Source organism: Paraburkholderia sp. BL9I2N2 (assembly GCF_004339745.1).
Taxonomy (GTDB): domain Bacteria; phylum Pseudomonadota; class Gammaproteobacteria; order Burkholderiales; family Burkholderiaceae; genus Paraburkholderia.
In genome coordinates, this window is record NZ_SMGP01000001.1 from 3,515,941 (window position 1) to 3,537,355 (window position 21,415).

Annotated in this window: 18 protein-coding genes; 8 read left to right on the forward strand and 10 right to left on the reverse strand. The window is 59.6% G+C overall.

Features of this window, described 5'->3' with window-relative positions; genetic code table 11:
- Positions 1 to 48 precede the first annotated feature (48 nt).
- From B0G74_RS16240 to B0G74_RS16250, 3 genes are all read right to left on the reverse strand, one after another.
- Positions 49 to 654, reverse strand: coding sequence for an NAD(P)H-dependent oxidoreductase (locus B0G74_RS16240; RefSeq protein ID WP_132375884.1), 606 nt, complete (start codon positions 652 to 654; stop codon positions 49 to 51).
- A 148-nt stretch (positions 655 to 802) separates the two neighbouring features.
- A complete protein-coding gene (locus B0G74_RS16245; protein WP_132375885.1) occupies positions 803 to 1,840 on the reverse strand; it encodes an aminotransferase class I/II-fold pyridoxal phosphate-dependent enzyme in 1,038 nt (345 codons plus the stop codon).
- A 108-nt stretch (positions 1,841 to 1,948) separates the two neighbouring features.
- On the reverse strand, positions 1,949 to 2,758 hold the full coding sequence (locus B0G74_RS16250; RefSeq protein ID WP_132375886.1) for an AraC family transcriptional regulator: 810 nt from the start codon (positions 2,756 to 2,758) through the stop codon (positions 1,949 to 1,951).
- 380 nt (positions 2,759 to 3,138) lie between these two features.
- Between B0G74_RS16250 and B0G74_RS16260 the strand changes: the two genes are divergently transcribed.
- A complete protein-coding gene (locus B0G74_RS16260; RefSeq protein WP_132375888.1) occupies positions 3,139 to 3,957 on the forward strand; it encodes a class I SAM-dependent methyltransferase in 819 nt (272 codons plus the stop codon).
- A 331-nt stretch (positions 3,958 to 4,288) separates the two neighbouring features.
- Complete coding sequence (locus B0G74_RS16265) at positions 4,289 to 4,738, forward strand: hypothetical protein (protein WP_132375889.1); 450 nt, start codon at positions 4,289 to 4,291, stop codon at positions 4,736 to 4,738.
- A gap of 18 nt (positions 4,739 to 4,756) precedes the next feature.
- Here the strand turns inward: B0G74_RS16265 and B0G74_RS16270 are convergent, their stop codons facing one another.
- The 4 genes from B0G74_RS16270 to B0G74_RS16285 are packed head-to-tail and all read right to left on the reverse strand — an operon-like array spanning position 4,757 to position 9,623.
- Positions 4,757 to 6,244 carry an MdtP family multidrug efflux transporter outer membrane subunit gene (locus B0G74_RS16270; protein ID WP_132375890.1) on the reverse strand — a complete coding sequence of 496 codons (1,488 nt, stop codon included), beginning with the start codon at positions 6,242 to 6,244 and terminating at the stop codon, positions 4,757 to 4,759.
- Positions 6,241 to 8,352 (reverse strand): FUSC family protein, encoded by a 2,112-nt coding sequence (locus B0G74_RS16275; protein ID WP_132375891.1) that lies wholly within the window; start codon positions 8,350 to 8,352, stop codon positions 6,241 to 6,243. The genes B0G74_RS16270 and B0G74_RS16275 overlap by 4 nt, the downstream gene beginning before the upstream one ends.
- Positions 8,353 to 8,359: 7 nt before the next feature.
- Positions 8,360 to 9,418 carry a multidrug transporter subunit MdtN gene (gene mdtN, locus B0G74_RS16280; protein WP_132375892.1) on the reverse strand — a complete coding sequence of 353 codons (1,059 nt, stop codon included), beginning with the start codon at positions 9,416 to 9,418 and terminating at the stop codon, positions 8,360 to 8,362.
- 19 nt (positions 9,419 to 9,437) lie between these two features.
- On the reverse strand, positions 9,438 to 9,623 hold the full coding sequence (locus B0G74_RS16285) for a YtcA family lipoprotein (protein ID WP_243658205.1): 186 nt from the start codon (positions 9,621 to 9,623) through the stop codon (positions 9,438 to 9,440).
- 4 nt (positions 9,624 to 9,627) lie between these two features.
- Here B0G74_RS16285 and B0G74_RS16290 point away from each other — a divergent pair, with 4 nt between their 5' ends.
- The 4 genes from B0G74_RS16290 (at position 9,628) to B0G74_RS16305 (ending at position 13,943) form a co-directional block, all read left to right on the forward strand.
- Entirely contained in the window at positions 9,628 to 10,011 is a 384-nt protein-coding gene (locus tag B0G74_RS16290) for a hypothetical protein (RefSeq protein WP_165923797.1), read from the forward strand.
- A gap of 188 nt (positions 10,012 to 10,199) precedes the next feature.
- On the forward strand, positions 10,200 to 10,592 hold the full coding sequence (locus B0G74_RS16295) for a DUF3331 domain-containing protein (protein WP_132375895.1): 393 nt from the start codon (positions 10,200 to 10,202) through the stop codon (positions 10,590 to 10,592).
- A 322-nt stretch (positions 10,593 to 10,914) separates the two neighbouring features.
- Positions 10,915 to 12,636 (forward strand): ubiquinone-dependent pyruvate dehydrogenase, encoded by a 1,722-nt coding sequence (gene poxB, locus B0G74_RS16300; protein ID WP_132375896.1) that lies wholly within the window; start codon positions 10,915 to 10,917, stop codon positions 12,634 to 12,636.
- A 32-nt stretch (positions 12,637 to 12,668) separates the two neighbouring features.
- Complete coding sequence (locus B0G74_RS16305) at positions 12,669 to 13,943, forward strand: MFS transporter (protein ID WP_132375897.1); 1,275 nt, start codon at positions 12,669 to 12,671, stop codon at positions 13,941 to 13,943.
- A 124-nt stretch (positions 13,944 to 14,067) separates the two neighbouring features.
- Here the strand turns inward: B0G74_RS16305 and B0G74_RS16310 are convergent, their stop codons facing one another.
- Positions 14,068 to 14,706 carry a response regulator gene (locus B0G74_RS16310; protein ID WP_132375898.1) on the reverse strand — a complete coding sequence of 213 codons (639 nt, stop codon included), beginning with the start codon at positions 14,704 to 14,706 and terminating at the stop codon, positions 14,068 to 14,070.
- Between the two features lie 535 nt (positions 14,707 to 15,241).
- Between B0G74_RS16310 and B0G74_RS16315 the strand changes: the two genes are divergently transcribed.
- Both B0G74_RS16315 and B0G74_RS16320 read left to right on the forward strand, forming a co-directional pair.
- Positions 15,242 to 18,604: a PAS domain-containing protein gene (locus tag B0G74_RS16315; protein ID WP_132375899.1), complete on the forward strand. Its 3,363-nt coding sequence runs from the start codon at positions 15,242 to 15,244 to the stop codon at positions 18,602 to 18,604.
- A 260-nt stretch (positions 18,605 to 18,864) separates the two neighbouring features.
- A complete protein-coding gene (locus B0G74_RS16320; RefSeq protein ID WP_132375900.1) occupies positions 18,865 to 19,215 on the forward strand; it encodes a winged helix-turn-helix domain-containing protein in 351 nt (116 codons plus the stop codon).
- Between the two features lie 120 nt (positions 19,216 to 19,335).
- Here the strand turns inward: B0G74_RS16320 and B0G74_RS16325 are convergent, their stop codons facing one another.
- Together B0G74_RS16325 and B0G74_RS16335 are read right to left on the reverse strand one after the other, a co-directional pair.
- Complete coding sequence (locus tag B0G74_RS16325) at positions 19,336 to 19,701, reverse strand: response regulator (protein WP_132375901.1); 366 nt, start codon at positions 19,699 to 19,701, stop codon at positions 19,336 to 19,338.
- Positions 19,702 to 20,720: 1,019 nt separating this feature from the next.
- The gene (locus tag B0G74_RS16335; protein ID WP_132375902.1) at positions 20,721 to 21,407 is read right to left on the reverse strand and encodes a CerR family C-terminal domain-containing protein; all 687 of its coding nucleotides are present in this window, start codon (positions 21,405 to 21,407) and stop codon (positions 20,721 to 20,723) included.
- Positions 21,408 to 21,415 lie beyond the last annotated feature (8 nt).

The window sequence follows — 21,415 nt, forward strand, 5'->3', positions numbered from 1 at the left end:
ACCCAGGAAGCAGGTACGCAAGTGTGGAACGGACATGGCGGTGCTACGTCATGCAGCGAGTGCGGCGGTATCTTTCTTCGCCGAGGCAATGGCCCCATTGCGTGCCTCCTCACCCATCGCCACGCCTTCCGCGCGAATGAAAATGATATCCGTGATGCCCAGAAAACCGAAGGCCGCCTTCAGATAGGTTTCCTGGTGATCGAAGAAGGCTGCAGGCGAGCCTTCGCTGTAAACGCCGCCGCGCGACGAGGCGATGATCAGCTTCTTGCCGCCGCATAGTCCGACCGGGCCGTGCTCCCCGTAGCTGAACGTCTTCCCGGCGACAGAGATGCGATCGATCCAGGCCTTCAGTTGAGAAGGCACGCCAAGGTTGTACATCGGTGCGCCGATGACCACGATGTCGGCGGCCAGGAACTCCTCGAGCGCGAGCTGGCCCGCGGCGACGTCGGACTTCAATGCGTCGTCGACCGGGGCGCCTTGCGCGGCCGCGAGGTGTGCGGCCGTCAGATGGCCGATCGGTGTGACGGCCAGGTCGAGATGAGTGACAGCAAGGTCGGCATGGCGGGCCCGGAAAGTTGCGGCAACCTCCGCCGACAGATCACGACTGACCGAGCCTTGCCCGAGGATGCTGGAGTCTACGTGTAGCAGTTTCATGCGATATCTCCGAAGTGGCAGACGATGCGTATGCCGGAAACCCGCACGATAGGCTCTGACCTCCAATCTGAATAGCCTATATTTCTAGATGAAACCCATCGCTCTGGTAGATACCTACCTCACTGAGTGACGCAGGCTGAGTGTGCCTTCAATGCTGGGCGAGCCGAGCCAAAAAGGCGTCGATCTGGTGTTCTTGCGTGGCCCAGGACGTTACCAGGCGAATCACCGAATGATCGTTATCCGACTTTCTCCAAACGTAGAAAGCAAAGTGCTGCGTCAAAGCCGAAATGACAGAATCGGGCAAGATTGCAAACACTTGATTCGTAGCCGTTTCCGCCTCGAGCGCGTAACCGCCGGACACGATCCCGGAGGCGAGCTTGGCCGCCATGGCATTGGCGTGTTTTGCATTTTCGAAGAAGAGATTCTTGACGCCAAATAACTCCTGAAACTGGATACCTAATAGCCGCCCTTTGGCTAACATGCCGCCGCGCTGCTTGAGGTGGAAAGCAAAATCCTCCGTCAACGCCGGATTGCAAACAACAATGGCTTCACCCAAAAGCGCCCCTACCTTGGTTCCACCGATCCAGAAAATGTCGACGAGCGAAGCAATATCGGCCAAAGTCGCGTCGCTCTTGCTTGACGCCAACGCCGCGCCCAAGCGCGCGCCATCGAGAAATAGAATGAGGCCTCGCTGCTTTGCTAGCGCCGAGATCTGCCGCAGTTCCTCGAGGGAGTAGACGGTGCCTGTTTCGGTTGCATTCGACAGATAGATAAGTCGAGGCTTTGCCATGTGCGGAAAATGAGCATTGCTGGCAAGCGCGGCCTCGATATTGGCGGGCGTGAGCTTCCCGTCTATAGCGGGAACGACGATGAGCTTGTGGCCAGTTGCCTCAATGGCACCGGCCTCCCTGACTACGATATGTCCCGAGCTCACTGCAATGACGGCTTCGTGCGGACGCAGGCAGCTGGATATCGAAACGATGTTGGCCATGGTGCCGCTCGCGACGTAGTGGATCGCTCCGTCGAACGTGTCCCCCAGGCGAGCCCTGATCCGGGTCGTCGCCTCGGCAGAGTACGAGTCTTCCCCGTAAGGTGCCTGTTGGATGTAGTTGGAGTCAGTCAGGGCACGGAGAATGTCGGGATGTGCGCCTTCGCTGTAGTCGTCAAGAAAGCTGAAAGTATTCATTCGGTGTTTCTGCCTTGGATGGAGGCCGCCCAGGATGGGCGCGAGGCCAAAAACCGAAGACTACCGATCCGTCAGCGAAACGCCTTGTAAAAAATTGCTGCCCCGCCGTCAGAAGCGAGCGGGAGTCACGCCGTACGCCTCGCGAAACGCCCGCGTGAAATGGCTTTGATCAAAGAAACCAACGGCGTGCGCGATTTCGGTGATTGGCATGTTCCTATTCGCGTTGATCAACGCCATCGCCTTTTCCAGCCGCATGCGCAGTAACCAGGCGTGGGGCGTCATGCCGACAGTGCGTTTAAACAGTTTCAAGAACCGGAATCGAGCGAGGCCAACAAGAAGAGACAGATCTTCCAGAACGATTTTGTCGGCAAGATGCGCCTCGACAAATTCCCGAACAAGTCGCAGTTGTTCAGACGACAGAGCACCGGCGATAGTTTGGGGGGACGGTTGCTTCAAACGGGCGAACAGCGACTCCAGCAATTCCAGAACGTAGGTCTCGTTCATGATCGGATCGTTTATCCCGTGCCGAAGGGTTGAATGCATCTTGAGCAACTGGTCTGCGAGGCGGCCATCTTGCAGCACCACTGCGGCCTGCGAGGGGAAATAGTGCTTGCCCGTGATTTCCTCGCCGAAGCCATTCAGCAGCGCAGGCGATAGTCGAAATGTCTGAAGCGTGTACGACTCGTCCGCATCGGCGACTCCGTCGTGAACCTCGCCCGGAGGCATGAGCTGAATGGTGCCACGCGTGAGCAACAGCGATTCCCCACGGAACGATTGACGTTGCACGCCGCTGGCAACGAGTGCGATATGGCTGTCAAGATGATAGTGCGGCTCAAAGCGAAACTCGGCAAACCGAGCCGTGCTGAGGATCAAACCGGGGATGTCGGCTGAGTGACTGTATTGGACTTCTTCGGGCATGACTCACCTCCGGTTCGCCGCCGACATCTTGGAGACTAGCCCCGAAAGTTGCGCTGTGAGGCCTTCATTATCCCAGCTTCCTTTGGTCTGCACTTACGCTGTCAGATTTCGCGCTTTCATGTGATCTCCCGACCGAGCTGATTAGCCGATTTGTTAGCGTAATCCGATTGCAGGCTTCTCCTTGGAAGTGCCTCCCGTCGACTCCTTCAACAAAGCGATCAATGCCCGCAGCCCTGCGGGAATATGGCGATTGCCAGGAAAGTACAGGAACAGACCGGGTATGAGCGGACACACAGGCGAGCGATGCGAAGGCGATGCATCACGACTGTTCAATATGTCCGGCTGCGCCTACCATTACGGTAATAGCAGTAGGGAGGCGTATGGACAGCTTCGGTACCGATACTCGCTTTACGGGCTCGATCCCCGAGCTCTATGAGAGCCACCTTGTTCCGCTGCTCTTCGAACCTTACGCCGCAGATCTCGCGAACAGGGTTGCCGGGCGTCATCCGTCACGCGTGCTTGAGACCGCCGCCGGCACTGGCGCAGTGACCCGCGCGATGGCGCATGCATTACCCCTGAATGTCGATCTGGTTGCGACCGACCTGAATCAGCCGATGCTGGATCGTGCGGCGGCCATCGGCACCCTAAGGCCGATCAAGTGGCAACAGGCAGACGCGACCCGGCTGCCGTTCGACGACGCGAGTTTCGACGTCGTCGTCTGCCAATTCGGGGTCATGTTCTTTCCGGATAAAGCGCGTGCGTTTTCCGAAGCTCGGCGCGTACTTCGGAACGGCGGCGTGCTGTTGTTCAACGTCTGGGATCGCATCGAGGAGAACGACTTTGCCAATACCGTCACGGCAACGCTTGCCGGTCTCTTCCCCGCGGATCCTCCACTTTTCATGAGGCGCACGCCGCACGGCTATTTCGACACGGAACTGATCTCACGCGACCTCGCGGATGCGGGCTTCAGCGCGGCGCCGCACTTCGAGACGATTGCGGCGCGTAGCCGCGCGACATCGGCCCGCGCGCCAGCCGTCGGCCTTTGCCAGGGAACGCCTCTGCGCAGTGAGATCGAGGCCCGTTCTGGCGGCGGTGTGGACGACGCTACCTCCGCGTGCGCCACTGCGATCGCCGAGCGATTCGGCACGGGACCGGTGGACGGAAAGATCCAGGCGCACGTGGTCATCGCTCAGCGCTGAGAGGCCCAGCATTGCTGCAGCCGGTTGCAAAGTCAAACGGCCATTCACGCGGCGACTCGCCTCCAACGGCTGCGAATCCGCAGACGCTACCTCCGTTATGTAAGCCCGTGTGACCAAAGCCGAACCACAGACCAGCAGTACCAGTGCAGTGGGTGATCGCCACTAACCCAGCACAAAGAGGCATCCGCCCACGCATGCTGACCTTCGTTAGCGCAGCCTCAGACATCACTTCCGCTTGCGCCTCCCCTGCACTCCGAGCCCAAATCTCCAAATCCAGAATTGCGCGCTCCGAGTTAATATGGATAGCTGAATGACAACGTGAGAGTAGTCTATGAATGCATCGGTTATCTCTGCCCTGGCTGCACTAGTCGGCGCCGCCATCGGCGGCATGACTTCGGTTCTTGCCTCCTGGCTGACCCAACGCACCCAGGTTCGCGCGGAGTGGCTAGCGCATGACCTCACCTGGCGGCAGGATCTGTACAAGGCGTTCATCGAGGAAGCGACGAAGTGCTATGTCGACGCGCTGCAACACAACCAGCCCGATCTCGCCGGGCTCGGCAACCTCTACGCGAAGATCAGCCGCATGCGCGTCCAGTCGTCGCGCGAAGTCGCGGACGAAGCCGACGTGATCGGACGCAAGATCGTGGACACTTATCTCGCGCCAGACAAGTCCTTCATCGAGATTCGCGAGATGCTCGCGGCTGGCTCGATCGACATTCTCGGCAAGTTCGGCGACGTGTGCCGCGCGGAATTCGAATCGCTGCGCGCGCAGCAGTTCTGAACAGAATACGTGCGCCGTTCAACGCGGCTTCAGTTCGACAGGCGGATCGGCGAGATAGCCGCCGCCGAGCGCCTTCGTCAACACAATCTCCTGACTGAGCACTTGACCCTTGAGCGTGAGCAGGGCGACCTGTTCCGCGACCACGGGCTGGCGCGCTTCGAGCGCCGCGAGCCGGCTCGTCAGCCCGCGTTGATAGTAGGCTTCGACACTGTCCCTCGTGAACGCGACTGATTCGATCCGTTGTTTCTGCAACGCAGTCTCCGCGTCGAGGGACTGCAGACGGCTGCCCGTCTGGGCGACATCGCGTACGGCGTTGAGAACGGCCTGGTTGTACTGCTCGATCAACAGGTTGCTGCCCTCGCGTGCGCCGTTCAGGTTCGCGTTGAGCCTGCCGCCGTCGAAAATCGGCAAGGTCAGGCCCGGAATCAGGTTGATCTGCTGGCTTGCATGCGTGAAGAGGTCTGCGAGGTGCAAGGCGTTGAAGCCGAAAAATGCCTTGATATCGAAGCTCGGATAAAACGCCGCCTTCGCCGCGTCGATCCGGTCGAATGACGCCTCGACATACCATCGCATCGCCTGCAGATCGGGCCGCCGGGCCAGCAGTTCGTACGAGAGCGTCGTCGGCAACGCCGCCTGCGAGCGCGGCAGCGCAACGGGTTCGATGGCGGGCAGTCCGGCGGGCCCCGCGCCGACCAGCGCGCGCAGCGATTCGCGCAACTGCTTGATCTGCCCTTGCGCCGACACGATCTGCCCTTCAATGGCCAGTTGCTGCGCGCGTGCCTCTTCGAACTGGGTACGGGCTTCGAGGCCTCGCGCCGCTCGCCCTTCGTGTGCTTGCACCGCGAACTCCGCGATTTCATGCGATTCGTTCAGCAGATCGATGAGCTGATAAGTCGTTTGAATGCCGTAGTAAAGCTGGGCGACATCCGTCGAGATTTCGATTTCGACAGCGGACGTCTCGGCGAGCCGCGCATTGCTCACGCCGAGCGACGCGGCGACCTCCGCGCGTTGCTTGCCCCAGATGTCCACGTCCAGGCTCGCGCCAAGCCCGACGACACCTTCCGTGTACCACGGCCCCGTCAACCCCGCAGCCGGTTCGTTCCTTGCGAACGGGCCGAGAAAGCCGTTCGCCGAAATATGCTCGCGATCCAGCGACGCCAGCGCCGCCACCTGAAGGTTGGAACCCGCTCTGGCAAGCTCCACATCCGACTTTGCTTGCGCGACGCGCGTGCGCGCGATCACCATGGTCGGCGCATCGGCGAGCGCCTGATCGATCAGCGCGTCGAGCTGGGCATCGCGATAGCGCGTCCACCAACGCGCGGCGGGCCAGCCGTCGCGTGCGAGGTGGATGTCGTCCGCGAGATTGATTTGCTCCGGCGCGATCTCGGTGTAGGGCGTGCCGTTGTGATGGATCAGCGCGCACCCCGACAGCACGGACGATATCCACGCGATGCATAGAAGGCACCGACGCCATCGCCAATCGCACAAACGCGATCGCGCGTTCATGCTCGCACCGCCGGTGATGCCGACGCCGCGACCGGTGCGTCGACGCGCCAGTCCGGCAGCCCCGCGATCTGCCGCGACAGTTCGTCCGCTGCGGCGATGAGCGGCCGATCGGCCAGTTGAGCCGGTTCGACCGCTTGCGCAGCGACCTCGATGCGCCGCGGCGCGCGTGCATCGGGTGGGTTGGCCGCGAGTTCCTCCGCGTACCGGTTGAGTTCGGCGCTGGCCTGTTGCTGGGCCGCCTGCACTGCGTCGATGGTGTGTGGGCTCGACGATCCCGCTTGCGCCACGAGCGCGCTGCGCAACGCATCACCCGCCAGCATGATCTCGCGTCCCTGCGCGAGCACCGTTTGCGCGCGCAGTGTCAGTTGCGACTGCTCGCCTTCCTGCCAGGCGGGCTCGAGCGCAACACGCGAGAGCGTCGTCTCGCAATCGGCCAGCACGGCCCACGCCTGCAACTGCCGCTGTGCATACGGCAGATCATCCCCTTTCCCGGCGCCAACCTGCGATGGGCGCAACTGTGCTGCAATCGCGCGCAACAGGGTTGCGAGCTTCTGTCGCAGCACATCGCCCTCGCCCTCGCGCCAGAACGACATCTGCACGAAAGTCGCCACGCAAACACCCAGCAGAATGCCGACCATCCGGTCGCGGATTTCAGTGAGGTTCGTGCTTGGGCCGAACTCTCCGAGCAACGCAAGCGAGAACGTAAACATCACCTGGAGGCCGGCATAGCTGATCCTCTCCGAACCCGCCGTTATCCACGCCCCTACGGCAACGACAGGCAACACGATCAACAGCAGGCCAACGATGTCGTCGAAATGCGGAACGATGAACACGACCGTGAACAACGCCAGCGCGCTGCCGACGGCGGCCCCGGAGAGCCGCAGCAACGCACGCTGCGTCGATGCGCCGAGGCTCGGCAGCGCGACGATCAGGCAGGTCAGCATGACCGTGTGGACGCCCTGCCAGTCCACGGCGTTGTAGAACACATAGCAGACAAGAACAGCGAGCAGCGTCTTCAGCGAAAAGCGCGTGTACGCAGGATTGGTCCATGCGTCGGGCGCGACCATCGGTTCGCTGGCGGGCGGCTTGCCGGCCGCAGCGGCACCGCTTGTAACAAGATCGGCGTACGCGCGCAGCGCTCGCTGCGATTCGGCAGCAGCAGGAATCGCGTCGGCGGCATTGCGCTCTTCAGGTGTCGCCGTGCTCACGTAGCGATAGGGCTCGCCAGTCATGACCGAGTCATCGAGCGCGCGGCCGTTCGCACGCAACTCGCGCAACATCGCCAGTTGCGCCGCCGACACGCCAGGCCAACTGAGCGGCAGTTCACTCGCTCCGCGATAAAGCCGTGACACGGTCGCAATGCACGCAAGCTGTGATGCCTGATGCTCGCGATAGTTTGCATCACGCATCGTCGTGAACCGCAGCAGCTTCTGCAGCGTGAGCGCGCCTTGCTGGACGGCCGCCAGCGTGATCGGCGCGGCGCTCGCGGTGCCGTCGATCAGCTGCGTCAGGCGCGCGTCCAGCGTCACGAGTTGCCGATGGATTTCCGCCTTGAGTTGCAATTGCGGTTCGGCAGGCAGCAGCAAGGTATTGACCACGAGCGTCAGGGCGATTGGATAGTTGACGGCGATCCACACCCACAACACCGCGCGGATCAGCAGGTCGGCCTGATCGGTCTGGTCCACGAAACTTTGCACGTAGATCACGACGATCGCGACGATGAAAAACACCACGCCGATCTTGAGCACCCGGAGCAGGTACACGCTGCCAAAGAACATCAGACTCGCGATGACGATGCGCAGCAACGGATAGTCGAATGTAAACTTCAACAGCAGGATCGACAGGCCGATGGCGAGCGTCGAGCCGACCATGAACATCACGCCGACCAGCCGCGTCACCACCACGTTCGACTGCGTGACATAGAACACCACGAGTAGCGACAATGCGAGTTCGGGCACCTCGAGCGCCATCGACACGACGATCACGATGGCGCTCGTCAGCATGGAACGCAACATGACGTTCAGACGCCCTGGAAACGGTGCAAGCTCGCGGCTCAGGAAAGCGCCTGCATCGCGCAGCGTGACGGGCAGATAGTCGGCGGCGGTCATGGGTTCCTCAATGGTGCTCGCCGCCGTCGCCGCGCCCGGGTTCCAGCACGGCCACCGCCGACGTACCGACGCGAAACAGTTCCGGGTTCGGCTTGTCGATGCGGATCTTCACCGGGAAGCGCTGCGATACATGCACCCAGTTAAGCGTGCGTTGAATGCGCGGCAATCCGCCGGGCAATGCAAGGCCGGCTTCATCGGGCGCGATACCATAGCTGATCGAGTCGACGCTGCCCTGGAAACGCTGGCCCGTATCGCTCATCAGGTAGACCGTGGCAGGCGTCCCCGCCCTGACGCCCTTGAGTTCGGTCTCGCGAAAATTCGCGACCACGTACCAGTGGCGCGTATCGATCAAGGTGAAGACCGGTTTGAGCGCCGTGGCAAACTGCCCGGTCGATGTCTTCAATGACACGATGCGTCCGTCGAACGGCGCTCGTACCGTCGCATACTCCAGGTTCAGTTCGGCCGTCGCGATCTCCGCCATGACGACGGCGCGTTGCGCGACCAGCGCATCGACGCCGCTCACAGCCGCCGCCGCCTGCTGCGCCTGCAATTGCGCGGCGCTGAGTTCGGCCTGGGTGGAGCGTTGCGCGGTGCGCGCACGGTCGACGTCTTCCGCCGACACATAACCGTGTGACAACAACGGCTCCATGCGGTGCAGCGTGTCGGACGCCTGGCCGGCTGCGGCTCGCGCGCGCTCGACGGCCGCACGCACCGACTGCGCGTTGTACTGCTGCGCATTGACCGTGCGCTGGGTCAGCTCGATCTGGCGGTCGAGCGCGACGAGGGACGCCTGGCCCCGCGCGAGCGCATCCTGGTACGGGCGCGGATCGATACGGAACAGCAGATCGCCCTGCTTCACCGCCTGATTGTCGCGCACGGCCAACTCGACGATGCGGCCGCTGACTTCGGGCACGACGTCGATCGTATCCGCGTAGACATAAGCGTCGTCGGTGCGAGGCGCCCGGTCCCACACGCGGATGACGTAGACGAGCAGCAACAGCGTCACCACGACCATCACGATGGCCGGCCATTTTCTCTTCGATGTCCTGTTGGCTGGGGTCGCCATTCATCCACCCGACAAAAATTCAATGTTGGAAGAACATCAACCACACAGCGAGCGCGAGGAATGCGACAAGCGTGGGATACACCACGGCGGAAGGTCCCATCAGATTGTCGGCCTGTAAGCGCTTGAGGATCAGATAGATGACGACCGTGAGCACGACGCCCGCGACGATACAGAACAGCCAGTCGGGAAAGTACGCGCCCAGCACGCCAATGGATGGCGAATTTGCGCACCCTGACATCGGAACCGCGGCAATCGCGGCCGCGCCGATTGCACGCTTTGAACATCTGCCTCTGGCTAGTGGCATGTGTCGTTTCAAAGTCGTCTCTATGGTTGAAATCAATGTTACGCCTTGCAGATACGCCGATGCGTCTCACCTCGGATTTCGGGTTTTGGGCAGTGAGGGAAACGGCTTCGTGCGCACCGGAGATGTGACGCTTGCTTTGCATTTCCAACAAAGCGCCTTCATCCAAAGGCCTTCTGAAGAAACTGACAGCGCACCTTTCAAGATCGTAGCCTGTGGGCCGCCCGTCGACAGATGGCAGGCGCACCAAGCCGTCACAATAACGCCGAAAAAGGTATTCCGCATTACATGAATATGTAATGCCGCCGCCATGGCTCCTCTTCCTGGTCAAACCCTGACGCACTCCACATTCATGTAGTAGCGGCCCGCAAATGCGCTGACTATCATCAAGCCGGGGTCGAAAATCGGCTCGAGAATCCGGCACGTCACATTGATTGTGCACGGCATCTTTTTGTCTAATGAGAATCGAGGAACCGCATCATGCAAACGCCGTTTGGAGAAGACAGAACGTGGCAGTCCGCGACGGCGCGCCTCTCGAACGAAAGCGAAACGCAACGGCCCATTGTGTCCAGTCGCGTCCGCCCGATGTGCGGCAAAGGCAAGTTTTCGAAATGCGCGATCCGGATTCTGGAGCGCAATGGACAGATCTCGGCAACCATTGCGTGGAGCGACGCGACCTCCTGCTGCTACGGCGAACAGACATGGCGGCGCTGCATCGCGAGGAAAGCCGGGGTTTGCGCACTGAGCGGCCAGACCATTGCAACAGGCGATGCCGTGTATCGACCCAGGCGTGGCCGACCTGCCCCACGAAACGTCGAAGCGATGATTCTGGCTACCGTCATGGACGCTACCCCCGTGGAGGAAACAGTCTGACAGGTCAAATCCGGCTCTGCGTCAACAACGATGACGTCATGCTCGGCCGACGTATTTCATATCTACGTAATCCGAATCTTGTTCCGGTGTCCTGCCGTAACTCAATCAGTGTCTAGCGCCAATCGCCTGTCCAGGCTGATTCCAGATTCATGTAATAGCCGCGCTTCGCCACGCTCACTAACATCAAGAACCTGACATTGCGGACCGTTCAGATCAGCCACTACGGCTGGGTGATTGCACCGCGCTCATGCGGACGTGTCTCTTTGGTCTCTCTGCGAAAGCATCGCACTCGTAGTAATTCATTCACCTATGGAGATGTGAAATGGCGACGATAGCTGCCGACTACATGGTTGGTGCACTAGTCAACGCGGGCGTGAAGCGCGTGTTCGGTGTCGTGGGGGATTCGCTCAATGGTTTCACGGACTCGCTGCGCCGGGATGGTTCGATTGAATGGGTTCACATGCGGCATGAGGAAAGCGCGGCTTTCGCCGCTGGCGCCGAGGCTCATCTCACGGGACAGCTCGCAGTCTGCTGCGGAAGTTGCGGTCCAGGGAATCTACACCTCATCAACGGCTTGTTCGACTGCCAACGCAGCGGCGTTCCCGTTCTTGCTATCGCCGCGCATGTCCCAAGCACGGAAATCGGCATCGACTATTTTCAGGCGACTCACCCCGAAATCCTGTTCAAGGAATGTAGCCACTACGTCGAACTCGTCACCAGCCCGGACCAACTGCCGCAGATTCTGGGCCGCGCCATCCGGACAGCGGTTGCGCGTAAAGGCGTCGCTGTTGTCGTCATACCTGGAAATGTGGCGCTCGGACCTCTCACCAAACCTGTGCCGACCTGGAGCGCGCCTTCCGCTCCGGTGATTCACCCATCAAATGACGATGTGACGGAACTCGCAGGCCTGCTGAACCGTTCGTCGCGAGTGACGTTGCTGTGTGGGGCCGGCTGCAAGGATTCCCATGCGGAAGTCGTAGAACTCGCCCGCAAACTACAAGCACCGATCGTGCACTCGCTGCGAGGCAAGGAATACATCGAATACGACAACCCGTTCGATGTGGGCATGACGGGCCTTGTCGGTTTCGCTTCTGGTTATTCCGCGATGAAGAGTTGCGACATGCTCTTGATGTTGGGCACCGACTTCCCTTATCGACAGTTCTACCCGGAGAAGGTGACTATCGCGCAGGTCGATACAAGGGCGGAAGCGCTCGGCAATCGATGCCCGATAGAGCTTGGCGTATTGGGAACCGTCAAGGATACGCTCAATGAACTTCTTCCCAAGATTCAGCAGAAAACGGACAGCAGCTTTCTGAATCGCGCACTCGACGACTATCGCAAGGCTCGCCAGAGTCTGGATGCGCTGGCGGAGCCGGAAGCGGGCAGCAGCACGATCCATCCGCAGTATGTGACGCGGCTCGTCAGCGAACTCGCGGACGAAGATGCGATCTTCTCCTGCGACGTCGGCACGCCCATCGCATGGACCGCGCGATATCTGAAGATGAACGGCAAACGACGACTGGTCGGTTCGTTCAACCACGGTTCGATGGCCAATTCGTTGTTGCACTCGATCGGCGCGCAGGCCGCTTTCAGGGACCGACAGGTGATCTCGATGTCGGGTGACGGCGGCTTCACCATGATGATGGGCGAGTTCCTGACTCTGATTCAAACCGGTTTGCCGGTCAAAGTCGTCGTGCTCAACAACGGAACACTCGGCTTCGTGGAAATGGAGATGAAGGCCAGTGGGTTCATCGATACGGGATGTGACCTGAAAAATCCGAACTTCGCCGCGATGGCCAACGCGATAGGAATCAAAGGCGTGCGCGTCGAGCATCCTGCGGAGCTGGAAGGCGCCCTGGCCGAAGCATTCGCCCATCCGGGCCCGGCTCTCGTCGACGTAGTGAGCGCGCGTCAGGAACTCGTGATGCCTCCTGCGACCACCACTGATCAGGCCTACCACTTTGGGCTGTTCATGCTTCGTGCCGTCATGGACGGTCGAGGCCAGCAGCTCATCGATCTCGCAAAGGTCAACCTGTTCCGGTAACGCGGTCCGCAAAACTCAACGGAAATCGAACCATGTCCAGCAAGGTCGCCAGCACCGTCAATGTTGCATCAGACCGCCAGCCCATCCACATGGGTTTCGTCATCGCCTGGCTTTTCTGTGCCGCCTTCTACTTCATGCAGTACATGCTGCGTTCGGCGCCGGGCGTGATGATACCCGAGCTGAGTGCGGCGTTCGCCCGGGATGCGCTGGGCGTGGGCGCGTTAGTCGGCCTGTACTACTACACCTATGCGCTGTTCTCGATCGTTTGCGGTGCGTTGCTCGATCGGCTCGGCGGCAAGGCGGTCATTCCGGCCGGCATCGTCCTCGTTGCCCTCGGCGCGGCGCTGTTCGGTCTGGGCAGCGTGGAGGCGGCGCAGGTCGGCCGCCTGCTGCAAGGCGCGGGTTCGGCGTGTGGGTTCATCGGCGCGGTGTATCTCGCCACGCACGGCTTTCCCCCGCGTTCTCTTGCGACGGCGGTGGGATTCACTCAATGCTTCGGCATGCTGGGCGGCTCCGCAGGGCAGTTCGCCGTTGCCCCGCTGATTCACGGCCTCATCACGTGGCAGAAGTTCTGGTGGCTGTCCGGCCTTGTCATCCTCTTGATCGCCGTGCTGGTGTTCTTCGCGACGCCCGCAGTCCATGACGACAGCCCAGCCAACCAGGGCTCATGGATGAAGATGTTCGCGCCATACAAGGAAGTGCTGTCCAATCCGCAGTCGTATCTCTGCGGCTTCTGCGCCGGCTTGCTGTTCCTTCCGACGACGATCGGCGACATGATCTGGGGTATTCCGTTCCTGCACAACGGTCTCGACGTCAGCTATGCGGAGGCTGTCAATCGTGCGAGCATGGTGCCGCTCGGCTGGGTGATCGGCTGCCCGCTGTTAGGTTACCTGTCTGACCGTCTGGGGCGTCGCAAGCCGGTGTTGATTGCCGGCGCACTCCTGATGCTTGTGTCGGGCGCGGGCATTTTCTATCTGCCAGCCGGTGTGGCGCCGCCATATGTGCTCGGGCTGCTGCTCGGCATCGGCTCCGGTGCGGCAATGCTGCCCTACACGGTCATCAAGGAAGTCAATCCGGACAACGTGAAAGGCAGTGCCAGCGGCGCGATCAATTTCCTGGTGTTCACGTTCAGCGCCTTGCTCACGCCCGCATATGGCAAGCTGCTTGCCCACGTCGCGAGCGGCGGCGCAATGGACCTGCCGGTGTTCCGCGCAGCCGGCTCGTGGCTGCTCGGTGGCATCGTGCTCGCAATGGTGCTTGCGATGTTCATGCGCGAGACCGGACCACGCGGACGTGCGAACGCGTGAGACTGTACGGCCAGGCTAGCGTTTTGTGATCCTATCCGAAGGATGGGCCGCCGACGCCACGACGTTCGGGCGTTTGGTGGCCGCAAGATTTCCGTATCGGGTCGGTGCTAACACGCATCAGGCGTCAGGCATCGAACGTGGTTGTCGACGACGTTTCGAGTTGCAGTTTGCCAGCCTGCCGGACGAGAGTGGCAAACGAATCCGCCTGCATTTTTTTCATGATGTGGCCGCGATGCACCTGCACGGTGTATTCAGTGATGCCAAGGATTGCCGCCGCCTGCTTGTTGAGCAAACCGCTTGCGAGTAGCGGCAACAGCTCCTGCTCACGAGGTGTCAGCGATTGATAGAGCGCTTGAAGCGTCGCTGCATTCCGCGCTTCCTCGCGAAGAACGTATGCTCTCGCGAGAGCCGCGTCGACCGCGCGCATCAATGCATCTTCATCGACAGGCTTGGTGAGGAAGTCGACAGCCCCGCCTTTCATGGCAAGAACTACGGACGGCACATCTCCCATTCCGGTAATGAAAATGACCGGAATGGGAGAGTCCATGCGAAGAAGCTTCTGGACTTCCAGGCCATTCATGCCTGGCATTCTCATATCCAGGATCAGACATGCCACGACATTTCGATGCGGTGTGTCCAGAAACTCTTTACCGGAGCTGAATGCCTGGACGTCTCTTCCGTTTGCGCGCAGCAGCGCAGAGAGTGCTTCTCGCACCCGGCTGTCGTCGTCCACCACATAGACCAGTTCGTTTGCGGATTCCATGGAACCCCCTGTAGTCAGGCAAACCTCCCCTAACGTCGGTACAGTCGATCTGCGATAGACGCGCAGAATGTGCCTCTCAGGCGGGCGTGCCGACGAGAAATTATAGCCGTGGGAATCGTTGCCCGGAAGCGTAGGGAGCCGCATCGTGCATTACATGATTATGTAATGTCAGCGCCGTATATGAAATTGTAGGCTGAGCGTTCCGCCTTGTCCGCTTGATTGGAAATCCCGATGCGGCGCACTCGGAAACACGTCATTGCTATCAGCCCACTATGCTCTTCCAAACCGCGTCTTCGAAAAGCTTTGATCACCAAATTCAAGCAGCGATTCGCTATGGTGTGACGGATCGCTGTCTCCTCGTATCCGTTTCGTGCGCGCTGCACTGCGCGCGACTAGGCCTCGCACGTACTACATAAAACATCCGACGACACCCCCGCTCAATTTGCGCAAGGCACCATTGCGCTGGAAGATCCTGCCATTGGGGGAGACATGCAAAGTACCACTGTCCAATGTGCCGACGAACTCGGAGGTTGACATGCTTACCGTGTTGATACCACGTTCGTCTCGGGATGTTGCCCTCAGCGTCGCCGTATCCGGTGCGTCGAGCATGGCAGGATTGCTAGAACCGGTTTCGGGCATCATCAGCCTCCTCTTTGTTGTCCTGATCGCGCACTTTTTCGGCAGGAGCTTCGGGCGTCTGGCCGCTGGGTTCGCCTCGCTTGGGATAGCCGGAATGGCGTTCACCGCCGGTCACCCTCCGCTTGCCTCCGGCTCTATCGCCCATTCCGCCGTCGCAATCGCAGCGGCATGGCTTTGTGCCGAGCTGGCCTCCCGGCGCCCCCGGCAGCCTGACTCAACGGCCGGATCGAAGGATGGACAGTTCGATGAGCAACTCCGCCAACTGAACCAGACACTTCAAAGTATTAGTAGTCTCTTTCCCGGCCATGTGTGGACCGCGCTGCCCACTGGTCACATCGAATACCTGAGCCCCAGCCTGTGCGAATACACCGGCATAAAGGAAGCACACCACTGTGACTCTTTCCGAGCCGCAATCCACCCTGACGACCTGGAGACAAACGACCGATACTGGGGGACGCTTCTGGCCGGAAACGACATGGGAGAGCTCGAGCTTCGACTCCGACGTACTGACGGCGAGTACCGGTGGTTTCTCTGCCATGTCAAAACGATAAGAAACGAAAGTGGACGGCTACTGCGATGGATCGGTGTGAGCTGGGACATACACGACCGCAAGACCGCCGAATCCCTGCTTCGAATCGAAGAGGAAACCTATCGGCGCATTGTCGATAGTGTGCCGGCATGCGTATGTGTCGGTGGACCCACCGGCGAGCTTGTCTACGTGAATAAAGTCGGCGTCGCCGCGTTGGGACGACCGATGGAGGAAATAGTCGGCGACCGATGGATGGCTTACATTCATCCCGATGACCTGGCCGCCGCACGACAGCGATGGAATGCGTGCATTGCCGCGCGTGAACCGGTCGACATTGCCGTGAGGATGCTGCGGCGCGACGGCATATACCGCTGGCAGCGTCTTCTCGCCGAGCCATCACGCTCGTCGAGCGGGGACGTCATCAACTGGTACCTCGTCGGAATAGAAATGGAGGAAACCATTAAGGCTCAACAGGCGTTGGCGGCCAGTGAGAAAGAAGCCCGAGAACTCCTCGATCGATTACCCGGCCGCTTCGCTACCCGGACAGAACACGAGTTCGACTACGTGAGTCAGCAGATTCTCGAGGAAACGGGTACGACGCTTGAGGGCATACAGAATCTCGGCTTTCTGAGTTTCATTCACCGCGATGACCGCGACCGGATAGAGGCGGGCCATCGTCGCTCTCTTCAGGAAAAGAGCGCGCACGATACGACCTATCGATGGGCAGACCGCGACGGTAACTATCGATGGCACCACGCGCGCTCCGTTCCTTACTTCAACGAGGACGGAAGCGTCTACAAGTGGTATGCCGTGACTGTCGACATTGACGATCTTTACAGGTCTAAAGAGGTCATCCGCGAAAATGAGGTTCAACTGAACTGGCTGGCGGAAACCGTTCCTGGCCTGCTCTGGCGTACGGACTGCCATGGCCGCCTGCAATACGCCAACAAGCGCACTGAAGACTACACCGGGCTACAGCTCGATGATTTGGTGGCGAACGGCTGGCTTCACCTGGTGCATCCGGATGACTCCGCGTCGACCGTTGAAGCCTGGCAGAATTCCATCGATAGCGGGAGGCCTTTTGACTGGGTCTATCGGCTCCGCGCGGCCGACGACACGTATCGATGGTTTCAATGCAAAGGCGCACCTATGCGGGGTGCGAACGGTGACATTTTGAATTGGTATGGGCTTTCGACGGATATCCACGACCGGCAGTTAGCCGAGGAGGCTCTTCGCTCGGAAGAGCTTAATTTGCGAAGGCTCGTGGACGCATTGCCCGTGATGATCTGGCGCGCCACACCGCAAGGAGATGTCGACCGGTGGAATCGACAAATGCTGAAGTTCATGGGCAAGGGCGAGGAAGAATTCGACAGAGAAATGTTACTTAACCTCATCCCCGAAGCTGACCGCCTTCGCGTCCGTTCGCGCTGGAGGCAAGCTGTCCAGGAAGGTGCGTCCTATCAGGACACGTACCAGGTGACGGGCGCCGATGGGAAACTGCGCTGGTATCTCGCTCGCGGCGAACCGTTTCGCGACGAGAGCGGACAGATCCTGCACTGGTACGGCGTATGTACGGACATCAACGATCTCAAGCAAACGGAAGCAGTACTCGAACAGCGGGAGCACCAACTACACGAGCTTATCGAGACCATCCCGGCCATGCTCTGGTGCAATGACCCACAAGGCAGGCTCACTTACGTCAATCGGAAGACCTCCGAATTTGTTGGCCTGGATATTTCACAACTCGAGAACCTCGGCTATCAGAAGACCTTCCATCCCGACGATCTGGACAGCCTGCTTCAGGCGTGGACACACTCAATCGAGACTGGCGAACCGTACTGCCATGTTGCGCGGCTTCGCCGAAAAGACGGCGTCTATCGCTGGTACCAGAACACTGCCGAAGCAATGAGAGACGCCGACGGCAACATTGTTCAATGGTATGGGCTCAGTCTTGATATCGACGAGCGCAAGCGCGCGGAGGACCGGCTCAGACAGACTCAGGCTGAACTCGCGCGTGCAACCCAGATTGCCACGGTCGCAGAACTCTCGGCGTCGATCGCACATGAACTCAATCAGCCTCTCACGTCCGTTATCGCCAATGCGCAGGCTTGCAAACGGTGGCTCGCGGCGTCTCCGCCCAATTTGGGCGAAGCCAGGGTTTCCGTGGAGAGCGTCGTTCGAGATGCCCGTTCCGCGGACGAGACGATGCAAAGCATCCGCGCACTGTTCAAGCGGCAAACATTCCAGAAACGGGAACGGAATGTGAAAGACATGGTCCTCGAAGCCGTCCGTCTGCTACGGGAAGACGAAACCAGACGTAGCGCCGACATCGAGTTCGACTTGCCCGATGGCCTGCCTCCAGTGTTCGTCGATCAGATACAGATTCAGCAGGTTCTTCTTAACCTCATCACGAACGGCATAGAGGCCACGGAGAACTCGGGACGCACACCCAGGATTCTAATTGCCGCAAGCCCGGTTGACGACCGGTCCATACTGCTCGAAGTCATCGATAACGGCTCGGGCATCGTCGACGACGACAGCATATTCGACGCATTCGTCACGACCAAGTGCAAGGGGATGGGCATCGGACTTGCGGTGTCCCGTTCCATTATCGAGGCTCATGAGGGTCGGCTTACCGCCTTCAATAACGAGGGCTACGGAGCGACCTTCGGCGTCGTCCTCCCCGTCTTGCCTGTCCAGATTTCCCCACCGGAGGTGGGCGCGAGATAGTGCAACCGGGCGACTTTCGCCATGCGTCCGCCGCCTGCTCCAATGCCCTCCGTCGCTTCAACCACAGAGCCTCGTCGACAAAAACAGACTTGACTCCAGATTCATGTAATAGCCGTCAGACATACGGCCAATTACCATCGAAACCAGGTAGAACACTGGAGCGACCACGGCTCGATGACTTCAACGCTGCTATCGCAGTCGCCGGTCTGCGCCGGTTACTGTCCCAATACAGCGGCCTCAAACGAATGGATATTTAAGCAATGATTCGCATTGGAAATCTGACTGTCTTCCCGGACCGGCGAGAGATATTCGTCGACGGCTCGCCTGTCGAGCTTGGCTGCAGAGCGATGGATGTTTTGCTCGTCCTTATCGAAGCAAACGGCGCACTGGTGACAAAGGAGAAGCTGATAGATCAGGTGTGGCCGACCACCATAGTCGTGGACAACAATCTTCACGTGCACATCTGCGGGATTCGTAAAATGATGGGCGAGGATCGTAAGTTGCTGGTATCCGTACCTGGCCGCGGCTATCGTCTGTTGAGACCGGTTCAGCTACCGCATGCCGCCTCGATTTTCGTCGAATGTACTGACTCAAGGCGGGGTGCGCAGTAGTTTTTTCTCTTCGAGCGCGCAACTCGCCTGGCGCGACACGTCCCGCTCAAAACAACTTGCCAAGCCAGCAAATCTGGCAGAGCTTGTCCTAAGGCAGAGGTGGACCGACCACCGACGCCTTCAGGCGATGCTGTCGAGCAGGTCCAGCAACGCGTCCCCATCGACAGGCTTTCTGAAGAAGCCTAGTGCGCCTCTCTGCTGATAGTAGTTTTCAGCATGCTCGCCCGGTTTGCCGGTAATAATGATGACGGGCATTGCTGCGCCAGAAAGAACCACACGCTGGAGTACTTGCAAGCCGTCGATGGGCCGCATTCCCAAATCCGTTATAACGCATAACAGCTCCAGATAGCCGTCTGAAAAGAAATCCTGTGCCGATTCGTAGAGCCGTGTTCCATACCCGCCTGAGGCCAACAGGTTTGCAAGAGAGGTCAGAACCCGCCGATCGTCATCAATCACGGCAACGGTTCGAACCGGAGGCGCGAGCATTTCTTTCCTCCGGGCCATGGAGTCTCACAAAGGTTTGGCGTTGGCGTCAGGCATCGAACGTGGTTATCGACGAGGCTTTGAGTTGGAGTTTGCTTGCCTGCCTGACAAGAGTCGCAAATGATCCGCCTGCATTTTTTTTCATGATGTGGCCGCGATGCATTTGCACGGTGTATTCGGTGATACCAAATCGAAAGGCTTTGTGGGGAAATCAACTGCCCCGTCCTTTATGGCAAGACCGTAGTTGAATGCCTGGACGTTCGTTCCGTTTGTGCGCAATAGTGCAGAGCGTGCTTCTCGCACCCGACTGTCGTCGTCAGCCAGATAGACCAGTTCGTTTTCGGATTCCATAGAACCCCTCTGCGATCAGGTAAAAACCTCTCCTAACTTCGGTACAGTCGATCTGCAGCAGGCCCGAAAATGTGCTGCTCAAAGGGCGTGCCGATGAGAAATTATAGTCATCGGAATCGTCGTCCGGAAGCATGAGGAGCCATGTCGTGCATTACATGATTATGTAGTGTCACCACCACGTATGAAGCTGTAGGCTTATTGTTTGGCCTCATCGGCCGCGGCGCATAGCGCCGGTTGTTCCAGATACACCATCTTCTACAGCGTAATCACGGCCGTCACCAGAGCCAAAGTAACTATTTATGCTTGAACGCTGCTTACAAAGGAATATTGGCACTTGTCCAAGTGTTCAATGATTTGAGGCTCGATTGCGCCTCGCCAATCAACCAGGCCCGGCCTCTACGCCAGGACATTTCCGTAGGATACGTGTACTGCTCGGGGTGCAATGCGAGTCCATTCACACAGTTCTATGAAAAATTCAAAACCGATCCGCGCGTTCAGACAGCCGTCATTGATACCAGCCATCACTGTATGCTCACCGAGCCATTGAAAACCATCGAGGTCCTCGCTAACCTCGCATAAGCGGGTGTCTCTCATTCCTGTCTACTGGCCACCCTTGCGGATGTGCGGCGCGCATTGTCTTTGGTTAAGCCGGGTCGAAATATAGTCGTGGTTCACTTGGCTTCCGAACGATGAGCGAGTGCGATCGCATCGAGACCCGCCAGCACGAATCGCACAAAATCCTCTGCAAGCGCATCCTTGTCCCGGGCGATAGCGGGCAATAGAGCGGACTGCATCTGCTTTGGCGCGATCATCATGGCGATGCAGGGCAACACTGAAAACATCAAAGCCCGCTGAACCACGGGCGTGGTCGGGTCCAGCCCCAGCACGCCGCCGATCACCTTGAGCAGGAATGCGGCCTTCGGACGCACCGCTTTCTCGATGAGCGCCGGGATAGCTTTCGACGGTGACAGCACTTCGCGCAGCATCAGCATAAAGCCCCAAGGCGTGCCCGCGTTCGTTGAAAGACCGACGAAACGCGAAAGGACCGCGCGCAACTGATCCTTGGGATCGTCGAGGCCCGCAGCAAGCGCGGCCAGCTCGTCAAGACCCACGACTTGCCGGTGCGCCTCGACCAGCGCTGCTTCGTAAAGCGCTTCCCTGCTTCCAAAGTGATAGTTCACCGACGCCATCGGTGTGCCCGCGCGTTCGCAAATTTCCTTGCTGGTGGCATCCGCGAAACCACGTTCGGCGAACACCCGGCCTGCAGTCTCGAGCAGGTGCTGACGAGTCGCCGCGCCGTCAGGGCGCGAGGCCCGTCTAGGCTGGGTCGCGGCTGTCTTTTTCGGGGTGGTCGGCATGGTCGAAG